General features: G+C 50.4%; 13 protein-coding genes. 2 read left to right on the top strand and 11 right to left on the bottom strand.

Features of this window, described 5'->3' with window-relative positions; translation table 11 throughout:
- Window positions 1-8: 8 nt before the first annotated feature.
- The 6 genes from NA389_RS01610 to hyaA are packed head-to-tail and all read right to left on the bottom strand — an operon-like array spanning window position 9 to window position 5,499.
- Window positions 9-857 (bottom strand): hydrogenase expression/formation protein, encoded by an 849-nt coding sequence (locus NA389_RS01610; protein ID WP_000063377.1) that lies wholly within the window; start codon window positions 855-857, stop codon window positions 9-11.
- Entirely contained in the window at window positions 854-1,258 is a 405-nt protein-coding gene (gene hyaE, locus NA389_RS01605; RefSeq protein ID WP_001262570.1) for a hydrogenase-1 operon protein HyaE, read from the bottom strand. The genes NA389_RS01610 and hyaE overlap by 4 nt, the downstream gene beginning before the upstream one ends.
- The gene (gene hyaD, locus NA389_RS01600) at window positions 1,248-1,844 is read right to left on the bottom strand and encodes a hydrogenase 1 maturation protease (protein ID WP_000993804.1); all 597 of its coding nucleotides are present in this window, start codon (window positions 1,842-1,844) and stop codon (window positions 1,248-1,250) included. The genes hyaE and hyaD overlap by 11 nt, the downstream gene beginning before the upstream one ends.
- A complete protein-coding gene (hyaC, locus tag NA389_RS01595; RefSeq protein ID WP_000147031.1) occupies window positions 1,841-2,572 on the bottom strand; it encodes a Ni/Fe-hydrogenase b-type cytochrome subunit in 732 nt (243 codons plus the stop codon). Before hyaC ends, hyaD begins: the two co-directional genes overlap by 4 nt.
- A gap of 18 nt (window positions 2,573-2,590) precedes the next feature.
- Window positions 2,591-4,384 carry a Ni/Fe-hydrogenase large subunit gene (hyaB, locus tag NA389_RS01590; RefSeq protein ID WP_000070982.1) on the bottom strand — a complete coding sequence of 598 codons (1,794 nt, stop codon included), beginning with the start codon at window positions 4,382-4,384 and terminating at the stop codon, window positions 2,591-2,593.
- On the bottom strand, window positions 4,381-5,499 hold the full coding sequence (gene hyaA / locus NA389_RS01585; protein WP_001058313.1) for a hydrogenase 1 small subunit: 1,119 nt from the start codon (window positions 5,497-5,499) through the stop codon (window positions 4,381-4,383). The genes hyaB and hyaA overlap by 4 nt, the downstream gene beginning before the upstream one ends.
- A 492-nt stretch (window positions 5,500-5,991) precedes the next feature.
- On the opposite strand from hyaA, the gene NA389_RS01580 reads away from it, so the two are divergent.
- The gene (locus tag NA389_RS01580) at window positions 5,992-7,257 is read left to right on the top strand and encodes a DUF4427 domain-containing protein (RefSeq protein ID WP_000794373.1); all 1,266 of its coding nucleotides are present in this window, start codon (window positions 5,992-5,994) and stop codon (window positions 7,255-7,257) included.
- 489 nt (window positions 7,258-7,746) lie between these two features.
- Here the strand turns inward: NA389_RS01580 and NA389_RS01575 are convergent, their stop codons facing one another.
- From NA389_RS01575 to pth, 3 genes are all read right to left on the bottom strand, one after another.
- Entirely contained in the window at window positions 7,747-8,514 is a 768-nt protein-coding gene (locus tag NA389_RS01575) for a hypothetical protein (protein WP_001137288.1), read from the bottom strand.
- 886 nt (window positions 8,515-9,400) lie between these two features.
- Window positions 9,401-10,492, bottom strand: coding sequence for a redox-regulated ATPase YchF (gene ychF, locus NA389_RS01570; protein ID WP_000505850.1), 1,092 nt, complete (start codon window positions 10,490-10,492; stop codon window positions 9,401-9,403).
- 116 nt (window positions 10,493-10,608) lie between these two features.
- The gene (gene pth / locus NA389_RS01565) at window positions 10,609-11,193 is read right to left on the bottom strand and encodes an aminoacyl-tRNA hydrolase (RefSeq protein WP_000985595.1); all 585 of its coding nucleotides are present in this window, start codon (window positions 11,191-11,193) and stop codon (window positions 10,609-10,611) included.
- Window positions 11,194-11,468: 275 nt separating this feature from the next.
- On the opposite strand from pth, the gene ychH reads away from it, so the two are divergent.
- The gene (gene ychH / locus NA389_RS01560; protein WP_000823878.1) at window positions 11,469-11,747 is read left to right on the top strand and encodes a stress-induced protein YchH; all 279 of its coding nucleotides are present in this window, start codon (window positions 11,469-11,471) and stop codon (window positions 11,745-11,747) included.
- Between the two features lie 44 nt (window positions 11,748-11,791).
- Here the strand turns inward: ychH and dauA are convergent, their stop codons facing one another.
- Both dauA and prs read right to left on the bottom strand, forming a co-directional pair.
- Complete coding sequence (dauA, locus tag NA389_RS01555) at window positions 11,792-13,477, bottom strand: C4-dicarboxylic acid transporter DauA (RefSeq protein WP_001037188.1); 1,686 nt, start codon at window positions 13,475-13,477, stop codon at window positions 11,792-11,794.
- Window positions 13,478-13,601: 124 nt separating this feature from the next.
- Window positions 13,602-14,549: a ribose-phosphate diphosphokinase gene (prs, locus tag NA389_RS01550; RefSeq protein ID WP_001518537.1), complete on the bottom strand. Its 948-nt coding sequence runs from the start codon at window positions 14,547-14,549 to the stop codon at window positions 13,602-13,604.
- Window positions 14,550-14,566 lie beyond the last annotated feature (17 nt).

The raw sequence follows: 14,566 nt of genomic DNA, 5'->3' as shown, positions 1-14,566 counted from the left end.
TGAGAGCGTTAGCGCGTCTCCAGCCATCGGCAGACTTCATCCAGGCGCTGGCGCGAATCGGCCAGATCTTCCGGGGCCGCCAGTACCAGCTCCGGCAAAGGACAAATCTCATAGCTATCGAGCAACGGCCCTTTAAGGGCGTCCAGACAGCGCACATGCCAGAGATGGCGCAATGCTGTGGCGTTGATTTGGCTTTCGCCATACCCGGAGATGCGAATCTGGATGTTCCCGTGTCCGCATAAACGCGCCAGAAAAAGACGATCGGCCTCGCTGAGCGGCAGTTGGGTCAAATTGATGCTGTGAGGTTGCAACGCCGGATCGCGTACGTGCGCCAATAATTCATGGGCCAGCGGCAGTCCATTCATCAGGCCAGCGACAGGCGGAGGCAGTAGAGAGTCGTCAGGCAGCGTATCGGCGGTAGCCGCTTGCCATAATGTCAGGGGCGCGCTACCTGCTTCCAGACGATCCGTCAGCAGACGTCGGTTATGCAGATGGCGTACCCGCCACAGGCCGCAGAAGATGGTCTCCTGGATCTCGCTTTCACTCCCGTCCGGATGCTGAATGCGTACCGAGACTTCGCCTTCGCCCAATAGCGTATTGAGGAATGAGAGATCATCGGCATTCAGGGGAGATAACTCCCATCCCAGCACGTCGCCGACTTCCGGAATGCGCCGGGCAAGCTGACCTCGCAGATCGGTCAACAATGCCATTACCGCCGGGCTGTGAGCGCAGCGCTCCAGCGCCGCCATACTTGGGTCGCCATTGACCTGACAGGTGAGCGGTAAGGGATTCATCGAGAAACTGGCGTCATCAGGCTGCGTACCTGGCCCCAGCAGATGAAAAAAGGCGTTGCTCATTGTGCTGTCTCCTGCGCTGCGGGAGTGTCAACCATCGAACGCATCAGCGTGAGCAGTTCAGCCCAGGGATGAATGCCGCTGAGCGCGCCGCGTAACTCGCCGTCTGTAAAAACCAACGTCGCCGGAAACCGACGAACATTAAAGCGATCGCCGATAGCTTCGCTTTGTTCAAGGTCGGCCACCGCCACCTGCCAGTCAAACTGCGGGAACTCACGCAGGAGTTCGGCAATCATCACCGGGTTATCGCTGACTTCCGGCGTACGCCGCGGATCGCTACTTAACAGGATGACGCCATCTCCAACCAGTTTGATCCAGTCGTCTACCGTGGAAGCCTCTACCGGTTGCCATCCCCGGGTTAACAGGCGTTGCCATAGCGCAGAGAACGGGGTGTCATTCGCCACTTCTTTTGCCCTCCAGACGTGTCTGATACTGACGTATGCGCACTCCCTCATAATTTTCCATCGACAGGCATTTATAGTTCAGGCAGCGTGCGACCTCGTTTGCCTGCGGTACGATCCCCCAGGCGGCCAGTTGCTCCAGGGCGGCCTGTTCCGCCGCCGGTAGCTGGCTGCGAGCTATTTCGCTCAGGCTACCGCCGTAGTCGTCCAGTAGCGCCGGTTGCAGGCCGACCAGCGCAATGTGACAGGGCAGATGCCCGCGGATGTCGGCCAGCGCCAGAACTTCGGAAAAACTGTTTTGATGCAGGCTCATTTTTTTGGCGCTGAGATACGCGGGGATTTTCTCGCCGGCATAGGTTCGCAGGCTGCCCGGCGCCAGGCCATAATCGATCGCGTCAAGGAGCAGGAGATGGCTGGCTTGCTCTACATAACCTAACAGGTTTAGCCCTTGCGTACCGCCGTCCACAATTTCTACCTCTTCAGGCCAGTGATATCGGGCATACAAACGCTCCGCGACCCGGATACCGAATCCTTCATCGGCCCACAGCAGGTTTCCTAACCCCATCACCACTACGCGTTGCGCATTCATGAGGGCTCCTTGTCGTGCGGTTTGGGGAATTTGTGGCTGCGATAGCCATTGATCATGGTGGAGATCACCGTATCGTCGGACATAATGTCTTCCCGGATAGCGAGGTAAACGTGCCCGACGATGAAGGCGGCGATCAGCCACATGCCCAGTCGGTGCCAACTGTGAATATCGATGGAGTTGCCGCCGGTCCAGTAGAAAAATTCAACTACATAGCGGAACGGCGCAAAGATGGCGTACTGGCTATGCTCGCCAAACAGAGCGAAACCGGTGAGGATCATAAATACCGATAACAGGAAATAGCCGAACATCGCGGCCTGCGCGACAGGGTTATGTCCGATGTCGCTCCCCGGTTTTTTCTCCAGAAACAGATACCAGCGGACCACGGAGAAAGCGCCTTGCCACCAACTGCGACGCCAGACCGGGACGATAAACAGCTCTCGCGAATAGCGGTTGCCGACACAGGCCCAATAAATTCGCCCCAGCAGTAACACGGTAAAGATCATCGCGGCGGCAAAGTGGATCAGCCGGATATAGCCCATGTAAAACAGATAGGTCGCCTCGCCACTCACCGACGGCAGCGGTCGGCCAATGAAGTAGCCTGTTACCATCAGTACCAACATGCAGGCCACCGTTAGCCAGTGCCACAGGCGTACCGGCGCTTCAAACACATAGTGGCTGACGGCAGTATCACGCGCCTCCCCGACGCGTGGAGATAGCTTTCCAGTCATCGTTCTTTTCCTTAACGCTTAGCGTACCTGGACGGCAATCAGTTCGCTGCCGTCGTCGCCGAGCACGTGGGTTGAACAGGCGAGGCAGGGGTCGAAGCTGTGCAGCGTCCTCAGGATTTCTAACGGTTGGTCGGGAATCGCCATTTGCGTTCCCATCAATGCCGCTTCATAGGCGCCGATCTGTTTTTTAGGATCGCGCGGGCTGGCGTTCCAGGTGGTGGGAACCACGCACTGATAGAGTTCAATCTTCTGATCGCGTATTGACGCCCAGTGTCCCAACGCTCCGCGAGGCGCCTCGGTAAAACCGATGCCGCGGCAGTGCTGCGGCCAACTGGCCGGTTCCCATTTCTCGGTATTGGCGGTGGCCAGGTCGCCGTTTTTCAGGTTGGTCATAAGCCTGTCGAAAAAATACTGCAGCTTACCGACGGCCCATTGCGCTTCGTGCGCGCGGCATAAAATACGACCAAGCGTAGACTGGATACCGGAGAGCGGCAGTTTAAGGGCGGACATCATGCGATCTACCGACTCTATGGTGGCGGCATCCCCTTTGTGGTACGCGATAAGCGTTCGGGCAAGCGGGCCGACTTCCATGGCATGACCCCGCCAGCGCGGCGCTTTAATCCAGGAGTAACGTTCCTGCTCATTGAGCTGCTGGATATGCGTATCGCTGCCTTTGACATCACCCGGGTTGTACCAGGGATCGGTAATGCCGTCAAAAGGATGACGACCCAGCCGATCGTCCGGATAGCGGTACCAGGCGTGATCCACAAACTCCTGTATCTGCTGCGGATCGGCCAAATCTACCGGCATGACATTTTTAAAATCGCCATTGACCACCGCGCCGCCCGGCATTAACAGGCTTTGCTGGCTGAAGTCGTTGGCAATGTCCGGAAATGCGCCGTAACTCAGCACGCATTTATCCGACAGACCGGTGCCAATTTGACTCCATGCTTTATTGAACTGGCCGATAGCCAGCGCGTCCGGAACCATCACGTTGTTAATGAAGTCGGCGGTGCGGGTGATGATCGACTGCACCAGGTTGAGGCGCTCCATATTGATAGCCCCGACCGCACCGCTTTGATCGAGATTGATCGCGCACGGCATCCCGCCGACGATCCAGTTAGGATGGGGGTTCTTACCGCCAAATATGGTATGGATTTTGACGATCTCGCGCTGGAAGTCGAGGGCTTCAAGATAGTGGGCAAAACCCATCAGATTAGCCTCTGGCGACAGTTTGTACTGTGGATGTCCCCAATAGCCGTTACGGAATATCCCAAGCTGACCGCCATCGACAAATTTCTTTAATCGATTTTGTACGTCAAAGAAGTAGCCCGGCGATGACATCGGCCAGGCGGAAAGGCTTTGCGCCAACTGCGAGGTGGCGCGCGGATCGGCTTTCAGCGCATTCAGAACATCAATCCAGTCCATACCGGCTAACTGATAAAAATGGACCAGATGATCGTGACACCACAACGTAGCCAGCATGATGTTACGTATAATATTGGCGTTATCCGGCACCTGGATACCAATCGCATCTTCGATAGCGTACACCGATGCCAGAGCATGTACCCCGGTACAGACACCACAAATACGTTCAACAAACGCCCAGGCGTCACGCGGGTCACGGCCTTGCAGAATGATCTCCAGCCCGCGGAACATTGTGCCGCAGGAAACGGCATTGGTAATGACGTTTTGCTCATCAATGTTCACTTCGCAGCGCATATGCCCTTCGATGCGGGTAATCGGGTCCACGATCAGACGACGGCCGGCGTCGTTAACGGTATAACCCTGGGTTTGATACTGGTTACTCATGCCTGTTTATCCTCATTGTCCGGCTGTTGTTCGGCTTGCGCTAACTGTTGTTTGTGGCGTTTACGTTGGTTGAGCGCGCTGGCGACAGCGTGACCGCTAACGCCCGCCGCGACCACGCCCAGCGCGGTCAGCCCCACCGTATCGGCGGTTGAATGGGTACCCATCTGGGGAATATCCACCACGCGGCTATAAAACGAGCCGCGATCCCAGAAACCATTTTCTGAACATCCCAGACATCCGTGACCGGACTGGATAGGAAAGGAGACGCCGTCATTCCAGCGTGTGGAGGAGCAGGCGTTATAGGTGGTTGGTCCTTTACAGCCCATCTTGTACAGGCAGTATCCCTTGCGGGCGGCGTCATCATCCCAGCTCTCGACAAATTCACCGGCGTCAAAATGGGCGCGGCGGTAGCATTTATCGTGGATACGCTGACCGTAGAACATTAGTGGACGGCCCATGCGATCGAGTTCCGGCAGACGATCAAACGTCACCATATAGGTGATAATGGCGCTCATGACATCCGGGATTGGCGGACATCCAGGGACCTTCACGATCGGCTTGTCGGTGATCACTTTATCGATAGGCGTTGCCTGGGTCGGATTGGGGCGGGCGGCCTGGACGCAACCCCAGGAAGCGCAGTTTCCCCAGGCAATAATAGCGCTGGCGCCCGCGGCGGCTTTCTTCAGTTTTTCAATAAACGGGCGACCGCCGCTGATACAGAACATCCCTTGTTCTCCTAACGGTGGATTGCCTTCCACCGCCAGAATGTATTTCCCAGCGTAGCGAGTGGTAATATCGTCAAAGACTTCTTCGGCCTGTGCGCCGGCGGCGGCCATCAGGGTGTCGTCATAATCGAGGGAAATCAGCGAGAGGATCACATCTTTGGCTAGCGGGTGCGAGGAACGGATAAAGGATTCGGTACAGCAGGTGCATTCCAGTCCATGAATCCAGACCACCGGAATCCGCGGTTTATTCTCCAGCGCCCAGGCGATCTTTGGCGTCATTCCGGCGCCCAGTCCCAGCGATGTGGCGGCAAGGCTACAGAATTTGAGAAAGCTGCGTCGGGTCACTCCCTTACGACGCATGGCTTGATAAAAGGTCTCCTCGTTATTCATAACGCGTATTTTTTCTCCTTTTTGCACCACGCTCCGCCAGGGGCATAAGGCGCTTTTGCGGGTCCGTTGACGTTCCGCCAGCAAGGCAAATCATTGTGTTACGCGCGAGCGCGGAAACGAGCCCGATTCACTTTGCACCGGCGTATATCGCCAGAAATAATGTGAAAAAAGCGTATCGGATTAACGATAAGAAACAATGTGAAGTGTGTGGGTATAGCTTATAGCGGTATATTTATACCCATTATCGGTTTTTCGGCGAAAGGGCCGTGGCGGGGAAGGACGGTTGAGCTTGTTCCAGGATGAGGTTTCAGCGAGTGACCTCGGGTAGATTTAGCCTGGTCTCGCCATTTCAGGATACGTAAGTTGACGCAAAAGGAGGGAGGATTTGATGTCATCGTTAAAAGAAGCATACTTCGTGAAGATTTTTATATAAAATAGTGATGCTGGTTTTAAAGGAATGCAAAAAAGAGACCGTTTGAAAGAGGGCGTCCCATGAAAAATAACATCAGATTTGACTTGTCCGATTATTTGATTCATTTTTTTCGGGACGTTGATTTAGAGACCGGTAGCCATATTTATTTGCCTGAACACTGTGGTTTTAATAATCAGCACCACGCATGTTTCATTGATGCTAAATATTTACTTCGATTATCTTTACGCAGTCATAAAATTTTCTCGTCCTGGTCATACCGAAATGGGCAACGAACCGTATATGGTGACTCCCCGGTGGTATGCTTTACAGATATGCCGATTGCAGCTTATTTAGAAACTGGTGTTCGCCGATTAGAACGAAAAGAAAAAATCGGTTTATATGCAATCGTTTTACCTAAAGAGCAAATGTTTAATTATGGGGCAAGGCCAGTCATATATGGGTTGGATGAGCATAACAATGCTCGATGCTCGCAAGGCAGAAACGGGGAACGTATTCTTGATGAAACGGCTCTTCCTTTGATTGAACAATATAGATATGTTACTTATGTTCCAGGTAAGATTGACTGGACACATGAACGCGAATGGCGATGGCCATATCGTGGCGATATTAAAAATTTCCTTAATCATATTAAAGAGTATGGTATTCCGGAAAACATTGAAAGCACCCCAGGGTTTGATTTTAAATCAAGCGAAATAAGTGGTGCGGGAATAATCGTCCCATTTGTAGAAGATATTCCTACCGTAGCTCACGATATTTTAACTTTAATTGACCGGGGTATCATTGGAAGAAATACTTTCAAATTCATTATAGCTGTAGAGAGTTTACAATCATGGACCCAGCTCTCGGAACCGGGCGCGTTACTGACTTGTATTAATGATAATACTTTCGGATTTGAAGCTTTTTTTGATTTATCTGCATCTAAAGTAAAAAATTATGCTGACTCTATCAATGATTATGTAAGTGAATTATATTCAAAAAAAGATTTTCTAAATGATAGCTATGCAATGGAATTTGGAAATGCCTGGGTCTGGATTCATGATAACCAATCCCAGGTGGTACGGGCGTTACTGCAGGCTGGAATGATCAAGGTTAATAAAGAAGGGCAGTACTTATTAGATGTTAATTTGGCTTCTGTTGATTGGCCATTAAGAAGGAAACAAGCTTTCGCAAGTCATGTTGCGGGATGGCTCAAACATCGTTTTGATATCGAAGCGGGAGGGTATTCCGTTCAGGGAAAAGATCATTATGATGCGATCCCAAGTTATGAGACGCCGCTAAAGGATCAGCATCCTTTTTATAATCATACAGTGAATGTCGACTGGTAATTAAGAAAAGAACTTACCCTGTTAGCTCCGCGTTAATTTAACGCATTGATTTTACAGATGAATGAAAGACATTAGAGGCTATTATAAAATAGACTGTAATTAAAATTGCACATCTGTCTGTTTTTGATATGTGTATTCCAACAACAGAGTCAGGCAGCTTGTGGATGAATTAAAATTCTGCGGCTCGCTACGAAAGTTGCTAAAGCCCTTAAAAGCTATAGGCGCTGTCGAATCGCTATGGACAGCCTTTGAGAAACGCAAAGTATTTCTGACGGAGGCTAGATTATTTATCCGGCGATCAAGGATGCGTCGAAAAATGGAGTATGTTGCTCTGGAGTGCTGGCGAAGAACCATTTTATTATCGGAGTTTGGTGACCGTCTGAACGATCACCTTCAAGAAAGCAGGCAGTTACAGAGAATTACTAGTAACCTCTGATAACAGGCACTTTTCATACTCTTTTATGCATCATAAAATGCTGTCTGAACTTGTTAAGCTCTTTCCATAGCATTTGTAAAATAACTATTTTCAAGATATTGATACCAGTGCTCGAAAGATTCATCCTCACCTTTTGGCGCATAGCAATTACCATTCTTATAGAGTTGACCACCAATTAGATAGTGAGATACTCTTAATGTCAATATGCCATTTTTAATAGAAAGACTATTTAGTTTTGATTTTTTGTTTCCTTCATCTATAAAATAAAAATAAACGTGGTGATTTGTTTTTGAAAGCTCAAGGAGTTTCTGAAAGGTATCCCTTTCTGGGTAGTGAGTACGAATTACTTCAATGATAATGTTTGGATAGGCTGAGCGGGGGAAAAATTTGTTTCTATCCCTTCCTCCAATATCGGGTTGAATATAAGAATCCTCATGAAATGCAATACGTGCGTCCTTTTCTTTATACCACCCAAAATCACTATCTTTCAGCGGACTAAAAATTACTTGCTCTTCATATGTTCGATCCTCTGCAAAAACATATGTAGAGAACTTAACAGCTTCAATATTTTTATCATTTAACTCATCATATAAATAATTTACGCAATTATCGTGAGTTGGATTATCTTCGGCTCTACCTAACCTCTTGCCGAAAGATGGATTTCCTACTCTTCTGAAATGGGGAGTAATCTCATTTCTTACAGGGACAACAATACAGTCATCTTCATTAAGAAGAGGTTCCTCCTTCATTCTTGGATATAAAGTATGGTCAAAGATATCGCATTCCGAATAGTCTCGGCCTGAGATTAGTCCTCTTGGCATATGTGCTCCTTAAGCTTAGATGTTTAAACCTTGTAGTAAAATTTAGCTGAAAAATGAAATGTTCTTTTATGATACATTATAATGAACATATGCAGTTTACCACAGGATATTACTGTAGCTTGATAATAATCAATATAATTATCGTTAATCTGCACTCAGTGGTGATTAGATTGCTTGAATTAATCTATTCTCAGCTTGCATAAAATTGATGAATAATATCAATCTGAATAGTTATAAATGATATGTTTAAAATACTTTATGGTTTCGCAACGCTGTGATAGCTATTATGGTTGGTTGTTAAATTCGTGACCAAATATTAATATTTACCAATGCTGATATACGAAAATCGAATGAAATTTCCCTTTCAACGGACAGTAAATTCTTCGGGGCCCTAAAGAATGCAGGGGCGGACACCGTTTTGAAGCCTGTTAGAAGGTGCTTTTAGAAATCTACCGATACTGAAGTTCCTAATATTTATAATATGGGTGATAATGGTGGTAAAAATTCACCTCATAGATATTCCATTGATAGAAAATATCGTATCTTTTTGGTGTAGATATACAATTCGTGAATATTGTTTCCTAAATTATGTAGTCGTTGGTGACGAGTCTATCTGTTCTGGAACCAGTCATTCAGACAATTCACTGCCATTTTGAAAACGTTAACTGTAGTGAGCTTCTGGATGCTCAGCTAATTTGAGTGGGCGGACTTATCACGCGTGAAAATAGCTGCTTATTGTATTCACCGGAATGCTCATTTTTAGCCGCGTTTCTACGCTCTCATCTGAGATACTATGAAATGAAAAATCCACGCAATTGCGTGGATTTTATAGAGTTTTACCGTTGTTATGAGATTCAGTGAAACCTCATGAGACAACAAATTTTATTTAGACGTTGAACAGGAAGTTCATTATATCGCCATCTTTAACGATGTAATCTTTGCCTTCCGCTCGCATCTTACCGGCTTCTTTCGCGCCTTGTTCACCTTTATAGGTAATAAAGTCGTCAAAGGCGATAGTTTGGGCGCGGATAAAGCCTTTTTCGAAGTCGGTATGGATTTTACCTGCCGCCTGCGGCGCGGTTGCGCCAACCGGAATGGTCCATGCGCGAACTTCTTTCACCCCGGCGGTAAAGTAGGTCTGGAGGTTCAGCAGGCGATAACCTGCGCGAATAACGCGGTTCAGCCCCGGTTCTTCCAGACCCAGTTCAGCCATAAATTCGTCGCGCTCGTCATCATCCAGCTCAGCAATATCAGCTTCGACGGCGGCACACACCGGAACCACGACCGAACCTTCTTTGGCGGCGATTTCGCGAACCTGGTCGAGATACGGGTTATTTTCAAAACCGTCTTCATTGACGTTAGCGATATACATCGTCGGCTTCAGCGTCAGGAAGCTTAAATAACGGATAGCCGCTTTATCTTCGTCCGTCAGGTCCAGCGAACGCAGCATCCCCGCTTCGGCCAGGTGCGGCAGGCATTTTTCCAGCGCGGCCAGTTCCGCTTTGGCGTCTTTATCGCCGCCTTTGGCTTTCTTCTGTACGCGATGAATAGCGCGCTCGCAGGTATCGAGGTCAGCCAGCGCCAGTTCGGTATTGATAACATCAATATCTTCTGCCGGATTTACTTTACCCGCCACGTGGATGATATTGTCGTTCTCAAAGCAACGAACCACGTGACCGATAGCTTCGGTTTCACGGATATTGGTCAGGAACTGGTTACCCAACCCTTCGCCTTTGGACGCGCCTTTCACCAGACCGGCGATATCCACGAACTCCATCGTGGTTGGTAGAATGCGTTGCGGTTTAACAATCTCAGCCAACTGGTCCAGACGCGGATCGGGCATCGGCACGACACCGGTATTCGGTTCGATAGTGCAGAACGGAAAGTTTGCCGCTTCAATACCGGCTTTTGTCAGCGCGTTGAACAGGGTGGATTTCCCGACGTTGGGCAGACCGACGATACCGCATTTGAATCCCATGATTTAACTCACCTTAATATCTTAATAATCAACCTGTTACAGAAAACAGATTGCAGAAATGGAAATAACTTCGCCTATTATACACGGCGTGCGGCAAAAATGCCGCACATCACTGGTTATTGCGCCTTAAAGGTATGCAAACGGCTTGTTGCTTTGGCCAGACCCTCTTTGAACCACAATTCCGTACAGCGTGCCGCTTCGTCAATGGCCTCATCAATTAATTTTTGTTCAGAAACAGGGGGTTTACCCAGCACGAAACCAACAACTTTATTTTTATCGCCTGGATGACCAATTCCAACGCGCAAGCGGTGAAAGTTGGGATTATTGCCCAGCTTGCTGATGATGTCTTTCAGACCATTGTGGCCGCCGTGGCCGCCGCCAAGTTTAAATTTCGCGACGCCCGGAGGGAGATCCAACTCGTCGTGAGCGACCAGAATTTCGTCCGGCTGAATACGGTAAAAACTGGCCATTGCGCCAACTGCTTTACCACTGAGGTTCATGAACGTGGTGGGTACCAGCAGGCGAACATCTTCCCCTTCCAGCGTGATGCGTGAGGTATAGCCAAAGAATTTAGGCTCTTCACGCAATGGCGCACGCAGGCGCTCCGCCAGTAAATCGACGTACCATGCGCCTGCATTGTGTCGCGTCGCGGCATATTCCGCGCCGGGATTCGCCAGACCAACAATCAATTTAATTGCCACGTTTTTTGTCCTGAGTAGATCCATAACTGGCGCGTAGTTTACTGTCTGTCTGCCCGCTTGACAAAACACAGCGACACTCTGAAGTAAATTAAATAATTGCCAGCATTGATTATTAAAAATGTAAACTGTTCAGTGTGTTATTTGTAAAGTTTTGTTAAATGAAACTTTACATTTGTGATCACAGCCGCACTTACAAACGAAAGTGTTGTCTATACTTTACACATAAAGTTTAGGGGGATTTCCTAAAAACAACCCAAAAGTTCCGGAGGTGACATATGAAACGCAAAAACGCTTCGTTATTCGGTAACGTGCTGATGGGGTTGGGGCTGGTCGTGATGGTTGTCGGCGTGGGTTACTCTATTTTAAACCAACTGCCGCAGTTTAATTTGCCGCAATTTTTTGCGCATGGCGCAATACTGAGTATTTTTGTCGGGGCAGTTCTTTGGCTGGCGGGGGCTCGTGTAGGGGGGCATGAGCAGGTGAGCGACAAATATTGGTGGGTACGTCACTATGACAAACGTTGCCGCCGTAACGACAATCGTCGTCATAGCTAACCGGTTCAGGCCCGGTAAGCGTTATCGCCACCGGGCATTGCCCATTAACTGAGTAAATCCGCTAACGCCTCCGTCCTGTTCGGGAAGAAGGTCAGACGCCCAGGAATAGGTTTGATACCGGCACGCGCCATTGTGCGCAGCGGTTGGAACTCCAGATTACTGATACGCAATTCGCAACCCTCCGGCAGACGCTTCACAAAACGCTGAAAAGCATCAAGCCCGCCTGCATCCAGCACTGGTACTGCGTCCCATTTCAGAACGACGATACGTTTGCCCTTAATACGTGACTCAAGGTCGGTAAACAGCCCTTCCGCCGCAGCGAAAAAGAGCGGCCCGATAACACGCAGCACCAGCACATCTTCAGGCACATCGACATTGACCGGCGCAAGTCGAGTCATTCGCGCAATACGGCGCATAAACAGCAGGGAAGCAAGGACAATCCCCACGCTGATGGCGATGACCATATCAAACAGAACCGTTAATGACATGCACAGCAGCATAACGATAATGTCGTCTTTCGGTGCATGGCGTAACAGATCCACCACTTTATGGGCTTCACTCATATTCCATGCCACCATCAGCAGTAGCGCCGCCATCGCGGAAAGCGGCAGCCAGGAGAGTAGCGGGGCTAAGACCAGTAGCGCCAGAATAACCAGGATAGCGTGAATTACCGCTGAGACGGGAGAGGTCGCGCCAGCGCGGACGTTGGCGGCAGAGCGGGCAATCGCGGCGGTGGCGGTGATGCCGCCAAAGAACGGCGCGACCATATTCCCCAGCCCCTGGCCGATAAGTTCGCTGTTAGCTTTATGTTTGGTGCCGGTCATGCCGTCCAGCACGACGGCGCAGAGCAATGATTCGATTGCCCCCAGCATTGCCATCGAGAAGGCCGCTGGCAGCAGCGCGCGCAGTGAATCCCAGCTTAGCGTGAAATCGGAGCCAGGAAGACTCCACGGCAGCATCAGTTGCGGCAGGAGCTGCGGGATGCCGTTGCCCTGAGTGCCGTCAGCCAGAACGTAATGGAACTGTGAGCCGATAGTCGCCACATTGCCGCCCAGCAGATTAACAATCCCCATTACGGCGCAACCGGCCAGCAGCGCGGGAAGATGTCCTGGCAGACGAATACCGAGACGCGGCCAGAAAATCAACGTTCCCAGCGTTACCACGCCAATGGCGGCATCGCCAATATTGACGGTGGGCAACGCCATAAACAGCGCGCCGACTTTCTGCAAATAGTGCTCTGGCACATGGGCCATCTGCAGACCAAGAAAATCTTTAATCTGCATGGTACCGATGGTAATACCAATCCCTGAGGTAAAACCCAACGTGACCGACACCGGGATATATTCAATCAATCGCCCCAGTCTCGCCAGGCCGAAAAGGATCAGGAAGAAGCCCGACATCAGCGTGGCGACCAGTAGGCCCGCCAGACCAAACTGTTGCGATACCGGATACAAAATCACCACAAACGCGGCGGTAGGGCCGGAAACGCTAAAGCGCGAGCCGCCGGTTAGCGCGATCACGATCCCGGCGACAGCGGAGGTATAGAGGCCATACTGCGGCGCAACGCCACTGCCAATTGCCAGCGCCATCGCCAGCGGGATAGCAATAATCCCGACGGTGATCCCGGCTATCACATCGCGGGTGAACCGGGAGGCGGTATATTTTTCTTTCCAGCAAGCATCGATGAGAGCGCGGAAAGGCATCACATGTGAGGAAAATAATTTGTTCACAATAATGTTTCATCCATGAGCGCATCATCTGTCAACTAAATGGCAGGTGAAGGAGGCATAAGTCATACAAAAGGGTGTTACAGACAAAAAAACCCGCCGCAGCGGGTTTCAGATCCGGGTTCGATCAATGCTCGAACATGGCGGAAATCGATTCTTCGTTGCTGATACGGCGAATCGCTTCGGCCAGCATACCTGACAGGGTCAAGGTACGCACGTTCGGCAGCGCTTTGATTTCGTCGGTCAGCGGAATGGTGTCGCAGACAACGACTTCATCAATGACGGAGTTGCGCAGGTTGTTTGCCGCATTGCCTGAGAAGATCGGGTGCGTCGCGTAGGCAAACACGCGTTTAGCGCCACGTTCTTTCAATGCTTCTGCTGCTTTGCACAGAGTACCGCCGGTATCGATCATATCATCAACCAGCACGCAGTCACGGCCAGCGACGTCGCCGATGATGTGCATCACCTGAGAAACGTTCGCGCGCGGACGACGTTTATCAATGATAGCCATATCGGTATCGTTCAGCAGCTTAGCGATAGCGCGGGCACGAACCACGCCGCCAATATCCGGAGAAACCACGATCGGGTTATCCAGATTCAGTTGCAGCATATCTTCGAGCAGGATTGGGCTACCGAACACGTTATCAACCGGAACGTCAAAGAAGCCCTGGATCTGTTCAGCATGCAGATCTACGGTGAGAACGCGGTCAACGCCGACGCTGGACAGGAAGTCAGCGACAACTTTTGCGGTAATCGGCACACGGGCGGAACGTACGCGACGGTCCTGACGTGCATAGCCAAAGTAGGGGATAACGGCGGTGATACGACCTGCGGAAGCACGACGCAGGGCATCAACCATAACGACCAATTCCATCAGGTTGTCGTTGGTTGGGGCACAAGTGGACTGGATGATGAAAATATCACCACCGCGTACATTTTCGTTGATTTGTACGCTGACTTCGCCGTCGCTAAAGCGACCTACGGCGGCGTCGCCGAGAGAAGTGTACAGGCGGTTGGCAATACGTTGTGCTAGTTCCGGGGTGGCGTTACCAGCAAAAAGCTTCATATCAGGCACGAGAAGAACCTCAGGCA

The sequence above is a fragment of the Salmonella sp. NW645 genome (assembly GCF_051703725.1).
Classification (GTDB): Bacteria; Pseudomonadota; Gammaproteobacteria; order Enterobacterales; family Enterobacteriaceae; genus Salmonella; species Salmonella enterica.
This window is presented reverse-complemented; position numbering and strand designations above follow the sequence as displayed.

What these genes read in the sequence shown, in the direction of transcription:
- hyaC (WP_000147031.1), bottom strand. Translation starts at nt 2,572, where the DNA reads ATGACTGGAAAGCTATCTCCACGCGTCGGGGAGGCGCGTGATACTGCC.
- hyaB (WP_000070982.1), bottom strand. Translation starts at nt 4,384, where the DNA reads ATGAGTAACCAGTATCAAACCCAGGGTTATACCGTTAACGACGCCGGC.
- hyaA (WP_001058313.1), bottom strand. Translation starts at nt 5,499, where the DNA reads ATGAATAACGAGGAGACCTTTTATCAAGCCATGCGTCGTAAGGGAGTG.
- NA389_RS01610 (WP_000063377.1), bottom strand. Translation starts at nt 857, where the DNA reads ATGAGCAACGCCTTTTTTCATCTGCTGGGGCCAGGTACGCAGCCTGAT.
- ychF (WP_000505850.1), bottom strand. Translation starts at nt 10,492, where the DNA reads ATGGGATTCAAATGCGGTATCGTCGGTCTGCCCAACGTCGGGAAATCC.
- NA389_RS01575 (WP_001137288.1), bottom strand. Translation starts at nt 8,514, where the DNA reads ATGCCAAGAGGACTAATCTCAGGCCGAGACTATTCGGAATGCGATATC.
- hyaD (WP_000993804.1), bottom strand. Translation starts at nt 1,844, where the DNA reads ATGAATGCGCAACGCGTAGTGGTGATGGGGTTAGGAAACCTGCTGTGG.
- NA389_RS01580 (WP_000794373.1), top strand. Translation starts at nt 5,992, where the DNA reads ATGAAAAATAACATCAGATTTGACTTGTCCGATTATTTGATTCATTTT.
- ychH (WP_000823878.1), top strand. Translation starts at nt 11,469, where the DNA reads ATGAAACGCAAAAACGCTTCGTTATTCGGTAACGTGCTGATGGGGTTG.